We start from the raw sequence: 15,791 nt of genomic DNA, 5'->3' as shown, positions 1-15,791 counted from the left end.
TAGGCGCGTGTTGCCAGGACGGTACTGTCGGGGTATGATCAGTTCAAACGACCTTGAGGTGATCGATCTCGGTGAGTAGCCTCATCCCATGTCGAAAAACCCGTTCCGCTACTTCAAAACCTCTCCCGAGATCATCCAGCTTGGCGTACTGATGTACGTCAGGTTTCCACGATCCCTGAGAAATGTGGAAGACCTTCTGCACGAACGCGGGATCGATATCTGCCATGAAAGCGTCAGCCTCTGGGTGGAACGGTTCTGCACCTGCTTCGATCACAAAATCCGGAAGCGGCGCTCAGAGTCGATGCGGCGGAGCCCGCAGTGGCGCCGGCATCCAGATCAGGTCTTCGTCAGCCGAAGGCAGGGCGCAGCCAAGATCCGGGGTGAACGATACTATCTCTAGCATGCCGTGGACCAGGAAGTGGAAGTCCTTCAATCGTTCGTTACAAAGAAACGTGACAAGGTTGCGGCGCTGAACTTCCAGAAGAAAACAATGAGGCGATAGAAAAATCCCGAGGTCGCAGTAACGGACAAATGCCCATCCTGCCGGGCCGCAATGCAAGTCAATGGAAATGAACGGCGCCGGGAAGCCGGACGCCGTCTCAACAATCGCGCTGAGAATTCTCACTTATCATTTTGAAGACGGGAAGGGCGTTGTCTCGATTCCGGCGCATGCGACGTTTGCAGAAGTTCGTCAAACTCCATTCGTCAGTGCACAACCACTTTAGCTGCCTAGCACAACCAGGAAACCAGCTGCGACTGCAAATATCACGATACTGATGACCATGGAGATCAGCGAAGGCATCTTGATAAACGTGGCCTTGCTTTGCTCCCCCAGACGCTGAAAAAGTTCGGGCCATGTATAGCTGACAAAATCACCCTGGCTCATCATCGAAGTCAAAACACCGGCATCGTCAACAATAGGCAAGTGCCGGAACCGCTCGTTCGACATTATCCGCAACCAGTCGAGCAGGTTGTCTTCTGCCTTGGCGACCTTCAGCTCCGTGGTCATGATCTCCGAAAGCCGCGTGGCACTGGGATCTTTATGTTTGGCCAGCAGCCGGCGCATAAGATCTCGTTCAGTCACAATTCCGACCGGCTTGTTCGCCGAGTCGACGATCACGACTGCGCCGTAATTTTTCTCGCTCATTACGGCGACGGCGTCCAATACCGGCGTGTCCTTGTCAAAAGACAACACCAAGCTCTTGCTGCGATATTCCGGCCGGTCTTTGATTTTCATGTAACTGTTTCCTTTGATTCAGATTTGGCGCATTTCGCGACCTGTGGAATAGTGTTTTTCACATTGCTGGTGCAAAGACGATCTTGACCGAGCTCGTCCAAATGGAAGGTCAATGGGCTTTATAGAGCACTCGGACATGCGCTACAAACATGTTATGATAGCTTGATTATTTTCCGGCGGCACCCCGCCGCGTTGCCTTCAGGTAGCCCGGTGAGGCACAATGTTTGTCGGGATGCTCGCGATGCTCACAATCTACCTGGACCTGCTTATCGCAGAACAAGTAGGTCTCTCGCAAATCGCGCCTCGCGCCAGATGCTTCCTGAATAGTCGTGCGGCCACCGGCGCCAGACTGCGAGGGCGCCTTGCGCAGAGATGTCAGCGCCGGGGAAGGCGTACCGGAATGAGCGCCAGCTTGGGCTGAGTGCCCAATGAGAGAAGTATAGCAAAGGCGCTGACCAACAGGTCCCGGGCATCGTCAACCATGCCATCGGTGTCCAGCATTCGGGCCTGCTTTGCGCACATCTGGGCCAATAGGCGATTGTCATATTGCTCGTTCATCGCGTCTCTCCGCTCTGTTTCGTTCAATTTACGAGCCGTAGCAGGCGATGGATCAGATGGCGCGTCAGAGTGCCGCAAGTTTGCGCGCCTTGACCTGTGATCCGGAGCGGGATCGCGATATCTGCCCGGCTGGCAAAGAACGCGTTGGCATTGTCAAAGGAAACGATATTGCTAGTGTATGATAGCCGATTGTTTCCTGTTGCTCGTCTCCGCACTGTAGCTGCCACAGGATCGTTCGCCTGAAATTCGGGCGACGAGGCAAGGAGGGACGATCTGAATTCGTTCCTTTGACAATACCATGGAGACCGGTTTGCATGCGTCTTACAGCACCCGCCCAACAGCCTCTCAGCACCGCGGCAGCAGCTTGGGCAGCCGAAATCGTGCAAGGAGCGACTGATCGGGATAAACGCCCTCTCCTCGGATGCGCAACCGGCGTTTCAGGTTGAACGGCCTCATTCGATGTCTACACTGGCACGCGGCAGCAGGGTGAAAGCACGTGGATAATCTATTGAGACAATTACCACAGATGCAAGCGCTCCTTGAAACAGCGCACATCGGGGCTTTACTTCAGACCTATACGCGCCCTGAAGTTACGCAGGCGCTTCGGTCGACGCTTCAGGCCCTGCGCAGTGGCGTCCGGTCGGGTCACATCACGAGCCTGCCTGACTTCGAGAGCGAAACCTTTGCCACCAGCCTGGTCAGTTCGATAGAAGCAGGGCGTCAGCCGAATATGCGCAGCGTTATCAATGCGACAGGCATTATCATTCATACTAATCTGGGCCGTGCCCGCCTCGCGCCTGAAGCGCTGGCCGCCATGCAGGCAATGGGGGCAAACTACTCAAACCTCGAGTTCGACCTTCATGCCGGAAAGCGTGGCTCGCGCTATGCCCATGTCGAAGACCTCATCTGCGAGCTGACGGGCGCTGAAGCCGCTCTCGTCGTGAACAATTGCGCTGCGGCTGTCTTGCTCAGCCTGATGGCCACTGCGCAGGGTAAGAAAGTCATCGCGTCACGTGGTGAACTGATCGAAATTGGTGGTGCTTTTCGCCTGCCTGACGTCATCGAGCAAAGTGGTGCAATCCTCAAGGAAGTCGGCTCTACAAACAAAACCCGTGCCTCAGACTATGAGCGTGCTATAGACAGCGAAACGGCTGTCCTCTTAAAAAGCCACACAAGCAATTTCCGCATCGTCGGATTCACGTCTGCGCCCAAGCGCGAAGACCTAGCCCAGCTTGCGCGCAATTCAAACACCATCCTCATGGAAGACCTCGGCAGCGGTGTCCTGATAGACCTTTCCGCCTATGGTTTGCGCGATGAACCTGTCGTATCGGACATCCTGAAATCAGGCGTCGATCTTGTCATGTTTTCTGGTGACAAATTGCTCGGCGGTCCCCAGTCAGGTATCATTGCCGGGCGCGCCCATCTCGTGCGCAGCTTGAAGTCTCATCCGCTCTGCCGGGCTGTGCGCATTGATAAACTCTCGCTCGCGGCGCTCGAGGCAACACTCCGGCTCTACCGGGAACCTCACGATCCTTTCCAAAGCGTGCCTGTACTGCGGGCCATCGCACAAACCGTCGGCGAAGTTCGCGCGCGAGCCGACCGGCTCGCCGACGCGCTCATTGCATCAGGTCTCGAAGACGTGACCGTTGCGAAGAGCGTAGCCTATGTCGGCGGAGGGTCTCTCCCCCAGCAAGATCTGGAAAGCTATGCCGTCTGTGTATCTGCACCGTCTTGTACCGCGGATGCGCTTGTCGCTGCCCTGCGCGCCGCCCAGACTCCCATCATCGGTCTCATCAGGGATGACCGCTTCGTCATGGACGCCCGCACGCTCAATGATGAAGATCTGCCCATTATCATGCATGCGTTTCGCGGACTGCGCGCTCGATGAAAACCTGTCCCGTCATCGTGATCGGACATGTCGATCACGGAAAAACGTCACTGGTGCGTGCGCTCACAGGCATTGAAACTGATAGGCTACCAGAGGAAAAGGCGCGGGGGCTCTCCATCACTCCAGGCTTTGCTTACCGGCAGTGTGGCGATGTCATGATCGACTTCATCGACGCTCCCGGTCATGAAGACTTCGTCCGCGCCATGGTCTCCGGCGCATCTGGTGCCCGCGCAGCACTCATTGTCATATCCGCAGTAGAGGGCGTCCAGGCACAAACCCTGGAACACCTTCAGATTGCTGAATCCCTCGGCATCCATGAGGGCATTGTCGCCATCACTCATGCGGACCGGCTTTCCAAAGGTGAATACGCTGCCTGCGAAGCCGGGCTGCGCGCCGCACTGTCAGACACACGATTTTGCGACGCGCCATTCATCTTCTGCTCTTCCACAACTAGGGAAGGGTTAGGCGCGTTCAGCGATGCATTGGAGCAACTTGGCATTCGGTCAAACAGCAGAGTACCCGTTTTTGCCGCCTTCCTTCCAGTCGATCGCGTATTCGTTGCAGAAGGGTATGGCACGGTTGTTACTGGGACACTGCATGGCGGATCGATAAACGTTGATGATGCCCTTGTCCTTGGTCCCAAAGCGCAATCCATAACCATCCGCGGGATACAAGTGCGTGGTCAAAAATCATCTCAAGCCAATGCCGGCGAGCGTACCGCGCTGAACCTGCGAGGTATCTCCGCCCATCAAATCAAGCCGGGTGACATCCTGCATCCACCGAATGCATTCGTTCCCTCCGTCCAATGTGATGTTTCAATCAGCCTGTCCCCCCGCGCCAGCCGCCCCGTCAAACACATGGAGCAGGTGCGGATTTTATATGGCACCGCCCATGCTGTCGCGAGCGTTCGCCTCTATGACGGCAAGCAATTGAACCCTGGCACATCGGCCGTTGCCCAGCTTCGCCTCCCTACGGCCATCACCACTTATGCGGGCCAGCATGCAATCATCCGCAGCCTTTCGCCAGCGGAGACCATCGGCGGAGCAATCATACTCGACCCCCTGGCGCCCGCGAACAATGCCCAAAAAAAGCGACGGCTTGAAACCCTCAAATCAGCTTGGTGCGGCGACACCTCGGGTATCGCATCAGCTCTCGCCCGCGAAAATCTGGGGATCGCGCGCATCGCAGACATCTGCCGCCTTGCACGTAGCCCTGCTGCAAAAGTCCGCACGGAATTGGGCGCGATGTTTGTGGACGTGACGGACACTCTTGTCGCGGTGTCATCCACTGTCGAAGAGGTCAAGGAAAGTTATATCGCGCGCCTTCAATCCTGTCATGAGGCATGCCCGCTCAAGCCACTGACCCCGCGTGCTCACATGCGCGTCCCGCACACGGCATGGGAACTGATCGAGTTTGTCGAGGGGCTGCTCGTTTTGGATGGAAAGTTGGTTCTTTCCGGTGCGGACGTGGCCTTGCTCACTCACGCTCCCCTCAATCATCTGACAGCACAATTACAAGAACGCATGGCCAGCATAATCGCCAAATTGAAGGAATCGGCTCTTGCCCCTCCAGCGTCAGATTCACTCCTCATAGATCCAGTCGACGCTGACCTGCTGGCCCTTCTTATTCACGAGGGAACGGTCATTCGCCTGAACAATGTCTCACTCAAGCAGTCTCTCGTGTTTCACTCCTGCGCCATCGCTGCGGCCATCAGAACACTCAAGTCCAGCTATCCGGGTCAGACCGCCTTTTCGACGGGAGAGGCTCGCGCGACCCTGAAGACAACCCGCAAGTTTATTGTACCCATCCTCGAGCATCTCGATTCGCGTGGCGCTACAGTCCGCATTGGCGACGCGCGCTATATGGCTGACGATTGACGCGCCGCTGGCTGCCGCTAACGTCTGCTGTTCATGGAGGTGACTGGAGTCTGGTGGCTTCCCTGGTCTTCAAAACCATGGACGCGTCGTCAAGACGTGTGGTGGGTTCGATTCCCATCCACCTCCGCCAGCCCCAGCGTCACCCTAGACAAAACCTGTCTCTCCTCCCCAATATGAAATGAAACAAGCGCGCGAGAATCCATGGCGGACACCAAACCGAATTTCTCTCTGAAATCCCTTGCCGGCGACATCCATGCTTTCCCTGGCGACGGGCCGCATCTCGTCGTTTTCGTCAAGGAAGACTGCGAAACCTGCAATACGGCCGCGCCGGTCGTAGAGGCCTTCCACAAGGCGTACGGTGACAAGTTGCGCGTGCTGATGGTGGGGCAATCGGGGGCGGACAATGCTACCCTGAAAGAACGCCATCATCTCACGCTTCCGATCATGGATGATGCGACTTCTCAGGTTTCATTCGACTGGGAAATCGAGATCGTGCCGTCCGTATTCTGGATAGACGCCGATGGCACAGTGCAAACCCATTTCGAGGGTTTCGTTCGCGAAGAGTGGGAGAAACTGAGCGCAGATTTGGCCCAGCGCCTGGATATGCCTCAAGCCCAGATCGACTGGGAAAGCCTTCCGGTGTGGCGTCCCGGTTGCGGATCCAAACATCTCTATCCTGAAATATACGACAAGCTTCGCGCCAGCGCGGCGGGCAGTGACATGCTCGCTCGCCGAATCGAGATCGCTCCGGCAGATGATGTCATAGAGTTCATGTTTGATCAGGGCTTTTCAGATGGCCTGCCGCTCGTGCCGCCAACACCTGAACGCGTTCTCCGAATGCTCGAAGGAACGCACCGCTCCGGGCAAGATCTCATCGCGACCGTTCCTCCCAATATGGGTGAAGCGACAGTGGAAAAGATTGCCATCAATGCGGTCATGGCTGGCTGCAAGCCGGAATACATGCCGGTCATCATCGCGGCTCTGGAAGCCGTCTGCACTGACGCGTTCAATATTCACGGCGTCACCGCCACCACGATGGGAGCGGCGCCCGTGATCGTCGTTAATGGTCCCATCCGTGACAGGATCGGTATGAACAAGGGCCTCGGCGCGCTCGGGTCCGGTAACCGCGCCAACGCGACGATCGGCCGTGCCTTGCGCCTCATCGTCGGCAATGTGGGCGGCGGTAAGCCCGGCGGCGTCGAGCGCTCTACGCTTGGCAATCCGATGAAATACACGATGTGCTTTGCGGAAAACGAAGAACGCTCTCCGTGGCCGCCGCTTCACGTTGAACGCGGCTTCAAGAAAGAGGATTCGGTCGTTACGGTCTTCGCCATGACAGGCGGCCCTGTCCATATCGTTGACCAGGAATCGCGCAAGCCCGAACAGGTCGCCGGGTCTATCGGATTGGGACTGGAGGGGGTGTTTCTGCCGAAATTGAGAAACTTGCCAATCGACGCACTTCTCGTTGTGTGCCCGGAGCACATCGACACGCTGATGAGTGAAGGAGATTACACCAAGGATCGGCTACGCGCCCGGATCCAGGAAGTGACCCGGCGCCCCTTGAGCGAGATGGTTGCCGACGAAATGTCCGGCGCAGGCATCCCCAAGGCAACCGCCGAAAAAATGGGCGCGGGGAAGCTCAAGACTGAAGTGCCGAAATTCGCGGGTCCGGAATATATTCATATTGTCGTCGCAGGATCTGATGCAGGCAAGTTCAGCTCTGCTTTCCATGGGTGGGCGACCGGCGAAATCGGGTCGCAATCGGTGTCGCGCAAGGTCGATTTAGGCTAGAGACAAGCTCCCAAACAGGTATGATCAAAAAACAAGCGAGCAGAAGAAGGTTGGAACATGACAACAATCCTCGACCCCACTGACGAACGAAAGCCGGTGGCACGTCAGATCACCGCGAGAGCGGGAGCGCTCAAAGGCACCGTTGGCCTGCTCGACATCCGCAAGCCCCGGGGCAATGTCTTGCTTGATGAGCTTGAGCGCCAGCTCACAGCCGCAGAACCGGGCATTGTCGTGAAGCGCTATTCGAAGCCAACTTTCACTAAACCATGTCCTGATGACCTGCGGCGCGAAATCGCGAGCGAAGTGGACTATGTTATCGAGGCTTTGGCTGATTGAGGTTCCTGTACGACGTGCAGTCTGCACGACACAGTCTGGTTTGAAATCCAGGGAATCCCATCGGTCTCCATCGCTTCGTCCGAATTCGAGGAAGCTGCCAATTTTCAGCGCAGTGCTCTTGGCATGGAAGACGCCCGCTATGTCCTCGTCCCACATCCTATTCAGGATGCTACGGATGATGAAATGCGAACCAAAGCAAAAAATGTACTCACCAGCATCATTAGTGCGCTGACAAAGTAACAAAGTGGGCTGGAAACGCACTTCTGAGCAGCATTTTAAGGTGCACTGAGGTTGAGGTGATTAATCCAGGTGTTTAACCTCGGCAAATGAGCAAAAACCCGTTTCGCTACTTCATGCTTACTTGCCCGAATCTGGTCGTGCCAACCAAGGAATTGCACAATGGCAGACGATGAACACGGCTGCGCTGGCAGTGTCAGGGCAAACGGCCTTGAGGCGTAGGGCGGGGGCGTTTAGCCTCAGAAAATGGTCAGGAACCCGTTTCGCGGCGTTGTGAGAGATCGCGTTTCGGATTTGCAAAAGTGGCCGGTGGATTCATAGACTTGGCGTTGTGCTGTGCGACAAGTCCCGGTACGCGGAAGCCACCGATCCCGGTCTTCAGAGAGCGGCTAGTTTCACGTTGCTTTTCCAAGCGGGACATCTGCTCCTCCAATGGTCATTACCAAATTGGCCTGGGGGCGACGAAACCATTTTTCAAATTGAACAAATATCTCGTGTTGATAGGAAAAAGTTATCCTGCGGCCGGTGCGACATTAAGTGGTATTCGCTCTAAGAACCGAACGGCAATTCGCATCTATCTCAGGCGCTGCGAGATGTCGCCGTGTTCAAGCTGTTGAAAAGTAATATTGCCGGGTGAGAATATTACTCCGGTGCTGCGCGATCGGGAGAACGGTCCGAAAGCTTTTGTCCTGGTGGTTGGCAGCCTAAATGCGCCGCATCGATATAAGAAAACCCTATGAAGACCACACAATAATTCGAATATTATTATCCGCATTTCTGGATATCCTGTTCACTGAAGGAGCCGAACAGGAGATCCGATCATGACGATATTCGCTAAAGATGTGTTCCAGTTGCCTCCGCAAGATCAGCTTGCCAAGCATGACCGGGGCTGCGACCCGTTAGTTTTCCGATCCGGGACGTCCGCGACCAGGGTCGCGGCCGGTGCGGATCAAAAAGGAGCCGCAGCGCGAGAGTCGATCGGCTTGGGGGACTCCAATGTATGGGACTTGATTGCCGTATGGGATGGCTCTATTGAGGCCCTGCAGTATCATATCGAGTCTTTGATAAGCTGGGGTCCGTTCGAACTCACCGCTATTTCAGAGTCTTTTGTAGATGCGGACGACCATAGACTGGTGGCTTGCAGGTTCAGGTATTTCGGCCCTGAACGCGAAAAGGAAAATCTTGTTCGCAGTTTTCATGTTGCTGTCGCCCGCCTGACAGATTGGCACGTATTTTGAGACCGTCGCACGAAGTCGACTCCGATCCATCCTGATGTGAGTACCTGTAGGGTACGAATGAACGCAGACCCAAGTCCGGGACCCGAAACACCCAACATGAAAACAGTCATTGGCCTCACTTGGCGCGCTGCCAAGCGAGGCTCTTTTTTGAGCGCAAACTGGAGCATGAAAACCCAATGGACCTGATGCTGGCTACCTTGTTGTCGCCAATGGTATTGTTCTTTGTGCTGGGGCTTTCAGCAGCCCTGCTCAGATCACAGATGACAATTCCTGAAGCCTTTGCAAAAGGGCTCGCGATCTACCTGATGATGGCGATTGGCCTCAAAGGAGGCGTAGAGATGTCGAAGAGCGACTTCTCTTTTCAGGTTTGGGCAGTCCTGGCTGCGGGCATAGTCCTGTCCTTCTGCTTGCCTGTCATAGCCTTTGCGTTTCTGCGCCGGACCAGCAAGATGGACCGGATTGATGCTGCTGCAACCGCTGCTCACTATGGATCCATTTCGATCGTCACGTTTGTCGCGGCGACACAGTTTATCAAGTCGGCCGGGCTCGAGAGTTCGGGCTACATGGTTGCAGTTGCTGCACTCATGGAGGCGCCTGCGATCATCACAGCGTTGATTCTGGCGCAGCGGGGCCAGAAGAAGGCGCCGTCGGTGGCGGGCTCGGAATCGGGCGAGCTTTATCGTGAAGTCCTCCTCAATGCTTCTATTGTGGTTCTGGTTGGTGCGCTGGCCATAGGATGGGTGACGGGAGAATCGGGCATGGAGCGGATTGCGCCCTTCTTCGTTGATCCCTTCCAGGGCGTTCTCTGCCTCTTCCTTCTGGACATGGGGCTTTCTGCAGGCAGAGGGCTGCGGCAGGGCTGGCGCCAGTTGGATTTCAGTGCCGTTGCATTTGGTTTGTATATGCCACTCGTGTCAGCGACCCTTGGCGGAGCGATCGCCTGGAGCCTCGGAATACCGGCAGGCGATACGGCGCTGCTCATGGTGCTGGCGGCCTCGGCGTCCTATATCGCGGTTCCGGCCGCGATGCGGCTTGCGATGCCCAAGGCCAAACCATCGATTTATCTCACACTATCGCTTGGGGTGACCTTTCCGTTCAACCTGGCGGTCGGAATACCGCTCTACCTCTATTTCGCGAACCTGATTCAAGGCTGAGGATGACAACGTGCACGAAAAAATCCGACTGGAATTGATCATAGAGCGCATGGCGCTTAAGCGGGCTTGCCGAATTCTCGAAACGGCAGGCGTCTCTGGCTATACAGTGTTGCCAGCACTTTCCGGGTATGGCCGAGGAAGCCGATGGCAACGTGACAGGGATTTGTCGGCCAGTCAGGACATGGTCGTGATCATTTCCATTAGCGATGAAGCACCGATCCGGAATGTCTTGTTAGAACTCCACGAACTGCTCGATCAGCATATCGGCATCCTGAATACATCTCGGGTTGAGGTCCTGAGGCCTGATCGCTTTTAGGTGGTTTCTCCGCCGGGTGCCGGTTGGACGCAGACAGTTTAGTGGGCGGAACAACTCTATCTGGATATAGTAAATTTGTATCGAGACGATCAAAACATGCGATTTGAAGGATGGCTCCTGCAGTCCATTTCCTCAAGAACAACAACAAGCGGTTCGTCCGCTCTTCTGGGGTATTTTAAATGCAGATTTTGACATCTCGTTCGACGTATATGGGCGGTGCCGCGAGTTTTCTCGCGCTTGCGCTCGCGGGCTGCACCACTCTCTCCCCGCAGGGCGCAGAGGCACCTCAGTCGGAGGCAGTCTTGGTCGAGCTGAATGAGGCGGAGCCAACAATGGTCATGAACGACGTCGCGCCTGCAGCAGCGGACCTGTGTTTGGCGTCGGGGCCGCAAACGCCCCGGGATATTGCAAGCGCTTACGGTCTCAACCCGATCAAGTTTGCAATCGCGCCAGCGCCTGAGGCACTGAACCTCTGTAATATTCACACGCATACCAATGCAGAGCACAAAGCTCCGGGCTTTAATGTTTACGCTGGCGATGGACCAACGGGCGGCTACCGGTGCAACGAAACAGACGAGCTGACAGAGGCCGAAATGGTCGATCCTGCCAACGGTGAGGGAGCGTTCAGCGGCGTCAAGCCAGGTGACACAATTGAAGTGCATTGGGTCTATTCATCTTGCGATGTGGCTCCAGGCGAGGGCTTGGGGTCGTGTCTGAGCGACACGTGCGAAAATCCAACCTTGCGCGTCGAAGCGCAGGCGTTTCAAGTCGTCAACGACGCATCGGCGATCGATTTCAATGACTATGTGTACGAGAATACGGTCGTTGATGGGTTTCACCAGCCAAAGAACTTGCCAGCTGGAACGGGAACTCCGGTTGTCTTCCGTGGATCAACGACGGGCCCAAGCTACGATCAGTCGACATGCTCACCTTTGCAAGTGACCTGGAGTGTTCGCCCCATGTGTGCCCGCGTCGACATCAGTTCCCTCAATGAGTGGGCATCCAAGGGCAATGTATTCAATGAGACCAAGTCCCACGGTGTGCGCGCGCTTGTGACCGCACCCGAACTGTTGTCGCAGATCGAGTAGTTCGTCGGATATCTTTCACGAACGGGCAGGTCAGTCGACCTGCCCGCACACTTTTCTTGGAGTAGGGACACCTGCCTTGTTCGGGAATCGAAGCTTCAGTTTCGTCTCGGGTTTGGTGCAACCCTCCGTTCGCCAGTTTGGTGTACGGGGATACCGACACGCAGGCCGGAGCCTCCGCCGCCCTCACGGGGCCGGTTTCCGCGAACGGCAGTTGCTGGTCTGATCGCGTTCCATTGAAGGCGCCGCGTTCAGAAATTGTGTCCAACGAACTGTTTGTTGAGTTGAACGACGCGGACTGGGGGCAGGAAAGTGGTATTGATCGGAATGGGGCCTTTGTAGGTTGTGGCAGGACCGTGTTCCCAACGGTCCGGATCGAGGTGGGATACCTCAGAAAATTGTATCGCATACGTACGGATGATCAACAGAATCGCGTTCTATCCAATTTTCTCTCACCACTAGACTTTGAAATTCTCTCTCAAAAAAAACCGGCAGGCACGTGATGGCCTGCCGGAGGGGAGAGAGGTGTGTCCTGCGCCTAGCGGCGCAGAAACCGGTTGGGATCCATCGGTTTGGGCGAGACGACCGCTCTGGGCTGCCTCTGGGGGAGTTTCACCCGGCTCCGTGGATCCTTTTGGGGAAGAGCCGAAAACAACATCACAAAGTCTGCGTCAGACAGCATGGGAACGTCCTTATGCGCCGAGCGGCTGGGCATACCGTCGTTTGCGACGGGCGCGCCAGTGACGACGTTCCATACGCTTGGCGCAATCCTCGCTCTTGGGAGACGCAGCGAGCGTGAGGATATTCTCTGTGTAGCCACCTTGCCCGGTGGGTCGGGAGGGAGGGGCTTTTCTTGTCATTTCGGTCTCCTTTTTTCGAACCGTCTATTCGGTTCAGGATTGAAATAGACATAATTGTATATTAGTTCCAATATTACTATTCGTTCGAGTTAATAGAGAAAGACTATATTGTGCGCCCAACTCTCAGACAGATGCAGTACCTGGTTGCGATCGCCGACACCGGCAAGTTTGGTGAAGCTGCCAAGCTCACCAATGTCAGTCAGCCGAGCATGTCGGCCCAGATAGCGGAAATGGAAGCTCAGCTCGGCGCTGTGCTGATAGAGCGTGGTCGCCAGCAGGCATTTTTGACACCGATCGGTGAGGAAGTTGTCCGCCGCGCCCGGCTGCTTTTAAGGGATGCCGAGGACCTGAAGTCGGTGGTTCGTGCCGATGCGCAGGATCTGACGGGGCGCATCCGGCTTGGTGTCCTGCCAACAATTGGCGCCTATCTTTTGCCCTCAGTGACGCGTCATCTTCACTCAGAGCATCCCGATTTGCGCCTGATCGTGCGCGAAGAGCGCACAATCGATCTTGAGCGTCATTTGCATGACGGGCATTTTGATGCGGTGATTTCAACGGTTGAAGACCATTCTGACGTCGATCACGAATTCCTGTTCCAGGAAGATCTGTGGGTCTGTGCTGCGCCGGACGATCCATTGGCTCAAAAGACGGGTGATGTGTCCCTTGCGGATCTTGAAGGGCGCACCCTGCTCACGTTGGGCTATGGTCATCGTCTCAATCTGATCATTCAGTCGCTGGCGGAGGTCTCGGGGGCGCACGTGAACTCAGAGTATGAGGGCACAAGTCTTGATGCGATTCGGCTAATGGCAGAAATGGGTGTCGGCATCGCCGTTTTCCCCAGCCTATATGCTCTTATTGAAGCGCGCCGGGATCCCGATCTTATCATCCGGCGCATCAATGACACGCGTGCCAGCAGGCAGATTTCTCTGATCTGGCGGATGACCTCGCCTCTCGCCAGCCGCCTGCGTTTGCTGGCTGGGGAGCTTCGGGAGGCTGCCGGGTCGATCCTTCACAAGGTGCCTGCGCGGCGGAAGCGTTAGTTTCGGCTCAATTTCAGGCCTTGGCTGTGGCAAACCGACAAAGATAGTAAAAAGCTATTGGGTCGATGAAGATAATGAATTTGAAACAATGCCAACCATGGGCGATCTCTAGTCTTGGATTCGCACGAGGAGACATTGGAATGAACTGGTTGGACGACATGTTTTCGGAGCTCTCGAAAGCCATGACTGGCGATGACCGGCGAGAGCCGCGCAAGGTCCGCAGCCATGACGACCGACGGGACAAAGCATTCGGCGAAAACGATCGCGCTAGTAGGTTCGAAAGATCAAAATCCCGGCGTCGCCGGCGTGAGGACTTTTCCGAATGGGATTAAACCCTGGTGAGATCATCCTGGAAATTGGTTTCATCTGACGGATTCGCGGCGGATCTTTCTCGCCGCAATTCTTGATTGCGCCCTTTCTACGCAATGCCCCCATTCCTTCAAAGTGATACGATATGACCTTCGTAATTTCCCGTATACAGAACTTCATGAAACTGGAGTCGTCAGCTGGAATACTGCTGATCCTTGCCGCGCTTGCGGCACTCCTCGCCAGCAATTCGTTCCTCCTCGATCATTACAAGGGGTTGTTGCAAACTCCCGTTTCAGTGCAGGTCGGCGGCCTTGAGATCGCAAAACCATTGATCCTGTGGATCAATGACGGCTTGATGGCGATCTTCTTCTTCCTGATTGGTCTGGAGATAAAGCGCGAGGTCCTTCAGGGGGAACTCTCCAGTCTGGACAAGGCCGCCCTGCCTATCGTCGCGGCGATCGGGGGAATGGCGGTGCCTGCCTTGGTGTATCTGGGTATAAACATGAACAGCCCGGAGTCGCTGCGAGGCTGGGCCATTCCGGCTGCGACCGATATCGCGTTTGCGCTGGGTATCCTGATGCTCCTCGGCAGCCGGGTTCCTGTTTCGCTTAAGATCTTCCTGCTCGCGATCGCGATCATTGATGACCTTGGGGCGATCTTGATTATCGCGATGTTCTATACGTCCAACCTGTCACTTTTGGCGCTCGGACTCGCCGCGCTCGGTGTCGTTGCCTTGATCGGATTGAACCGATCAGGTGTGAAGGTCACCACGCCTTATTTGCTGATAGGCTTGTTTGTCTGGGTTTGCGTTCTCAAGTCAGGTGTCCATGCAACGCTGGCTGGCGTGTTGACGGCACTCCTGATTCCGATACAGGGTCGGACAGCTGAAGAACAATCCCCGCTGCATAAGCTAGAGCACGACCTGCACCCGTGGGTGGCCTTTGGCATCCTGCCAATCTTTGCTTTCGCAAATGCAGGCGTCTCTCTCTCGGGTATTGGTTTTGAAGACCTCTTGGCGCCGTTGCCGCTCGGAATCGCGCTTGGTCTCTTCTTTGGCAAACAGCTGGGGGTATTTGGTGCCACAGTCCTCGCCGTCAGAACGGGAATTGCAAAGCGACCGGAAGGTACCTCCTGGGCCCAACTCTATGGGGTCGCATGCCTGACCGGGGTCGGGTTCACAATGAGCCTCTTTATTGGAACGCTCGCATTCGAATCAGACGTACTTCTCGATCAGGTGAGGATTGGCGTGCTGTCCGGGTCTGTCCTTTCCGCAGTGACTGGCGCGGCGGTGCTTTGGTTCGCTTGCCGTGCCGGCGAGTACCCACGGATGGCATCGGTTGCCTCGTCGTGACGACGGTATTGTCAGGGCAAACGCCTTGAGACGCGGAGCAGGGGCGTTTAGCCTCGGCAAATGAGCAAAAACCCGTTCCGCTAGTTTAAAACCTCACCCGAGATCATCGAGCTTGGCGTATTGATGCCGCTGTCTCTGCGCAATGTCGAAGACCTCCTGCACGAGCGTGGGATCGACATTTGCCACGAAAGCGCCCATCTCTGGGTCGATCGCTTCGGTGCTTTCTTCGCACACGATCCGGAAACGTCGATCGGAGTCGATGCGGCGTAGCCCACATTGGCAGTGGCACTTAGATGAGGTCTTCGTGAAGATTAGAGGCGAACGACATTACCTCTGGCGAGCTGTGGATCATGAAGGCGAAGTCCTGGAATCCTACGTCACACAGAAACGGGACAAAGCCGCAGCATTGAAATTCCTAAAAAAAGCAATGAAGCGATACGGCAATCCAAATGTCGTCGTGACGGACAGATGCCCCTCACATCGTGCGGCAATGAAAGTGATCGGCAGCGAGGGG

15 protein-coding genes, 1 tRNA gene and 2 pseudogenes are annotated in these 15,791 nt (G+C 55.8%); 14 read left to right on the top strand and 4 right to left on the bottom strand.

The genetic code is table 11. The features are described 5' to 3' along the window. Positions 1–43: 43 nt before the first annotated feature. Positions 44–226 (bottom strand): hypothetical protein, encoded by a 183-nt coding sequence (locus ACESNB_RS17440; protein WP_373009613.1) that lies wholly within the window; start codon positions 224–226, stop codon positions 44–46. On the opposite strand from ACESNB_RS17440, the pseudogene ACESNB_RS17435 reads away from it, so the two are divergent. Continuing rightward, positions 149–777: pseudogene (locus ACESNB_RS17435) on the top strand (transposase). The gene ACESNB_RS17440 and the pseudogene ACESNB_RS17435 sit on opposite strands and share 78 nt — an antisense overlap. Here the strand turns inward: ACESNB_RS17435 and ACESNB_RS17430 are convergent. Both ACESNB_RS17430 and ACESNB_RS17425 read right to left on the bottom strand, forming a co-directional pair. Next, positions 722–1,237 (bottom strand): CBS domain-containing protein, encoded by a 516-nt coding sequence (locus tag ACESNB_RS17430; protein WP_373009611.1) that lies wholly within the window; start codon positions 1,235–1,237, stop codon positions 722–724. The pseudogene ACESNB_RS17435 and the gene ACESNB_RS17430 overlap by 56 nt on opposite strands. A 375-nt stretch (positions 1,238–1,612) precedes the next feature. Continuing rightward, entirely contained in the window at positions 1,613–1,795 is a 183-nt protein-coding gene (locus ACESNB_RS17425) for a hypothetical protein (RefSeq protein ID WP_373009610.1), read from the bottom strand. A gap of 496 nt (positions 1,796–2,291) precedes the next feature. Here ACESNB_RS17425 and selA point away from each other — a divergent pair, with 496 nt between their 5' ends. The 10 genes from selA (at position 2,292) to ACESNB_RS17375 (ending at position 12,220) form a co-directional block, all read left to right on the top strand. Continuing rightward, positions 2,292–3,683 (top strand): L-seryl-tRNA(Sec) selenium transferase, encoded by a 1,392-nt coding sequence (selA, locus tag ACESNB_RS17420; RefSeq protein ID WP_373009609.1) that lies wholly within the window; start codon positions 2,292–2,294, stop codon positions 3,681–3,683. Continuing rightward, on the top strand, positions 3,680–5,560 hold the full coding sequence (selB, locus tag ACESNB_RS17415) for a selenocysteine-specific translation elongation factor (RefSeq protein WP_373009608.1): 1,881 nt from the start codon (positions 3,680–3,682) through the stop codon (positions 5,558–5,560). The genes selA and selB overlap by 4 nt, the downstream gene beginning before the upstream one ends. 35 nt (positions 5,561–5,595) lie before the next feature. Next, positions 5,596–5,690: transfer RNA gene (locus ACESNB_RS17410), tRNA-Sec, on the top strand. Between the two features lie 71 nt (positions 5,691–5,761). Further along, a complete protein-coding gene (locus tag ACESNB_RS17405; protein ID WP_373009607.1) occupies positions 5,762–7,351 on the top strand; it encodes a TlpA family protein disulfide reductase in 1,590 nt (529 codons plus the stop codon). A gap of 57 nt (positions 7,352–7,408) precedes the next feature. After that, positions 7,409–7,927 (top strand): UGSC family (seleno)protein, encoded by a 519-nt coding sequence (locus tag ACESNB_RS17400; RefSeq protein WP_373009606.1) that lies wholly within the window; start codon positions 7,409–7,411, stop codon positions 7,925–7,927. A gap of 818 nt (positions 7,928–8,745) precedes the next feature. Then, positions 8,746–9,162, top strand: coding sequence for a hypothetical protein (locus ACESNB_RS17395; RefSeq protein WP_373009605.1), 417 nt, complete (start codon positions 8,746–8,748; stop codon positions 9,160–9,162). A 176-nt stretch (positions 9,163–9,338) separates the two neighbouring features. Continuing rightward, on the top strand, positions 9,339–10,316 hold the full coding sequence (locus tag ACESNB_RS17390; RefSeq protein ID WP_373009604.1) for a sodium-dependent bicarbonate transport family permease: 978 nt from the start codon (positions 9,339–9,341) through the stop codon (positions 10,314–10,316). Between the two features lie 10 nt (positions 10,317–10,326). Further along, a complete protein-coding gene (locus tag ACESNB_RS17385; protein WP_373009603.1) occupies positions 10,327–10,632 on the top strand; it encodes a DUF190 domain-containing protein in 306 nt (101 codons plus the stop codon). Between the two features lie 332 nt (positions 10,633–10,964). Beyond that, positions 10,965–11,720: a delta-class carbonic anhydrase gene (locus tag ACESNB_RS17380; protein WP_373009612.1), complete on the top strand. Its 756-nt coding sequence runs from the start codon at positions 10,965–10,967 to the stop codon at positions 11,718–11,720. 140 nt (positions 11,721–11,860) lie between these two features. Continuing rightward, positions 11,861–12,220: a DUF2490 domain-containing protein gene (locus ACESNB_RS17375; RefSeq protein ID WP_373009602.1), complete on the top strand. Its 360-nt coding sequence runs from the start codon at positions 11,861–11,863 to the stop codon at positions 12,218–12,220. A 189-nt stretch (positions 12,221–12,409) separates the two neighbouring features. Here the strand turns inward: ACESNB_RS17375 and ACESNB_RS17370 are convergent, their stop codons facing one another. Further along, positions 12,410–12,577 (bottom strand): hypothetical protein, encoded by a 168-nt coding sequence (locus ACESNB_RS17370; RefSeq protein WP_373009601.1) that lies wholly within the window; start codon positions 12,575–12,577, stop codon positions 12,410–12,412. 131 nt (positions 12,578–12,708) lie between these two features. Between ACESNB_RS17370 and ACESNB_RS17365 the strand changes: the two genes are divergently transcribed. The 3 genes and pseudogenes from ACESNB_RS17365 to ACESNB_RS17355 form a co-directional block, all read left to right on the top strand. After that, positions 12,709–13,617, top strand: coding sequence for a hydrogen peroxide-inducible genes activator (locus ACESNB_RS17365; protein WP_373009600.1), 909 nt, complete (start codon positions 12,709–12,711; stop codon positions 13,615–13,617). A 454-nt stretch (positions 13,618–14,071) separates the two neighbouring features. After that, positions 14,072–15,277 (top strand): Na+/H+ antiporter NhaA, encoded by a 1,206-nt coding sequence (gene nhaA / locus ACESNB_RS17360; RefSeq protein ID WP_373009599.1) that lies wholly within the window; start codon positions 14,072–14,074, stop codon positions 15,275–15,277. 123 nt (positions 15,278–15,400) lie between these two features. After that, positions 15,401–15,791 (top strand): annotated as a pseudogene (locus ACESNB_RS17355) (IS6 family transposase); the annotation flags it as partial.

It is taken from the genome of Hyphomonas sp. (assembly GCF_041689225.1).
Taxonomy (GTDB): Bacteria; Pseudomonadota; Alphaproteobacteria; order Caulobacterales; family Hyphomonadaceae; genus Hyphomonas.
The sequence above is the reverse complement of the archived record's forward strand: the minus strand, read 5'-3'. Positions and strand labels throughout refer to the sequence as shown.

Bases quoted from the DNA above. Each gene is read 5' to 3' on its own strand.
- ACESNB_RS17390 (WP_373009604.1), top strand. From the start codon at position 9,339: ATGGACCTGATGCTGGCTACCTTGTTGTCGCCAATGGTATTGTTCTTT.
- ACESNB_RS17430 (WP_373009611.1), bottom strand. From the start codon at position 1,237: ATGAAAATCAAAGACCGGCCGGAATATCGCAGCAAGAGCTTGGTGTTG.
- selB (WP_373009608.1), top strand. From the start codon at position 3,680: ATGAAAACCTGTCCCGTCATCGTGATCGGACATGTCGATCACGGAAAA.
- nhaA (WP_373009599.1), top strand. From the start codon at position 14,072: ATGACCTTCGTAATTTCCCGTATACAGAACTTCATGAAACTGGAGTCG.
- ACESNB_RS17380 (WP_373009612.1), top strand. From the start codon at position 10,965: ATGGTCATGAACGACGTCGCGCCTGCAGCAGCGGACCTGTGTTTGGCG.
- ACESNB_RS17365 (WP_373009600.1), top strand. From the start codon at position 12,709: ATGCAGTACCTGGTTGCGATCGCCGACACCGGCAAGTTTGGTGAAGCT.
- ACESNB_RS17370 (WP_373009601.1), bottom strand. From the start codon at position 12,577: ATGACAAGAAAAGCCCCTCCCTCCCGACCCACCGGGCAAGGTGGCTAC.
- ACESNB_RS17405 (WP_373009607.1), top strand. From the start codon at position 5,762: ATGGCGGACACCAAACCGAATTTCTCTCTGAAATCCCTTGCCGGCGAC.
- ACESNB_RS17440 (WP_373009613.1), bottom strand. From the start codon at position 226: ATGGCAGATATCGATCCCGCGTTCGTGCAGAAGGTCTTCCACATTTCT.
- ACESNB_RS17425 (WP_373009610.1), bottom strand. From the start codon at position 1,795: ATGAACGAGCAATATGACAATCGCCTATTGGCCCAGATGTGCGCAAAG.
- ACESNB_RS17395 (WP_373009605.1), top strand. From the start codon at position 8,746: ATGACGATATTCGCTAAAGATGTGTTCCAGTTGCCTCCGCAAGATCAG.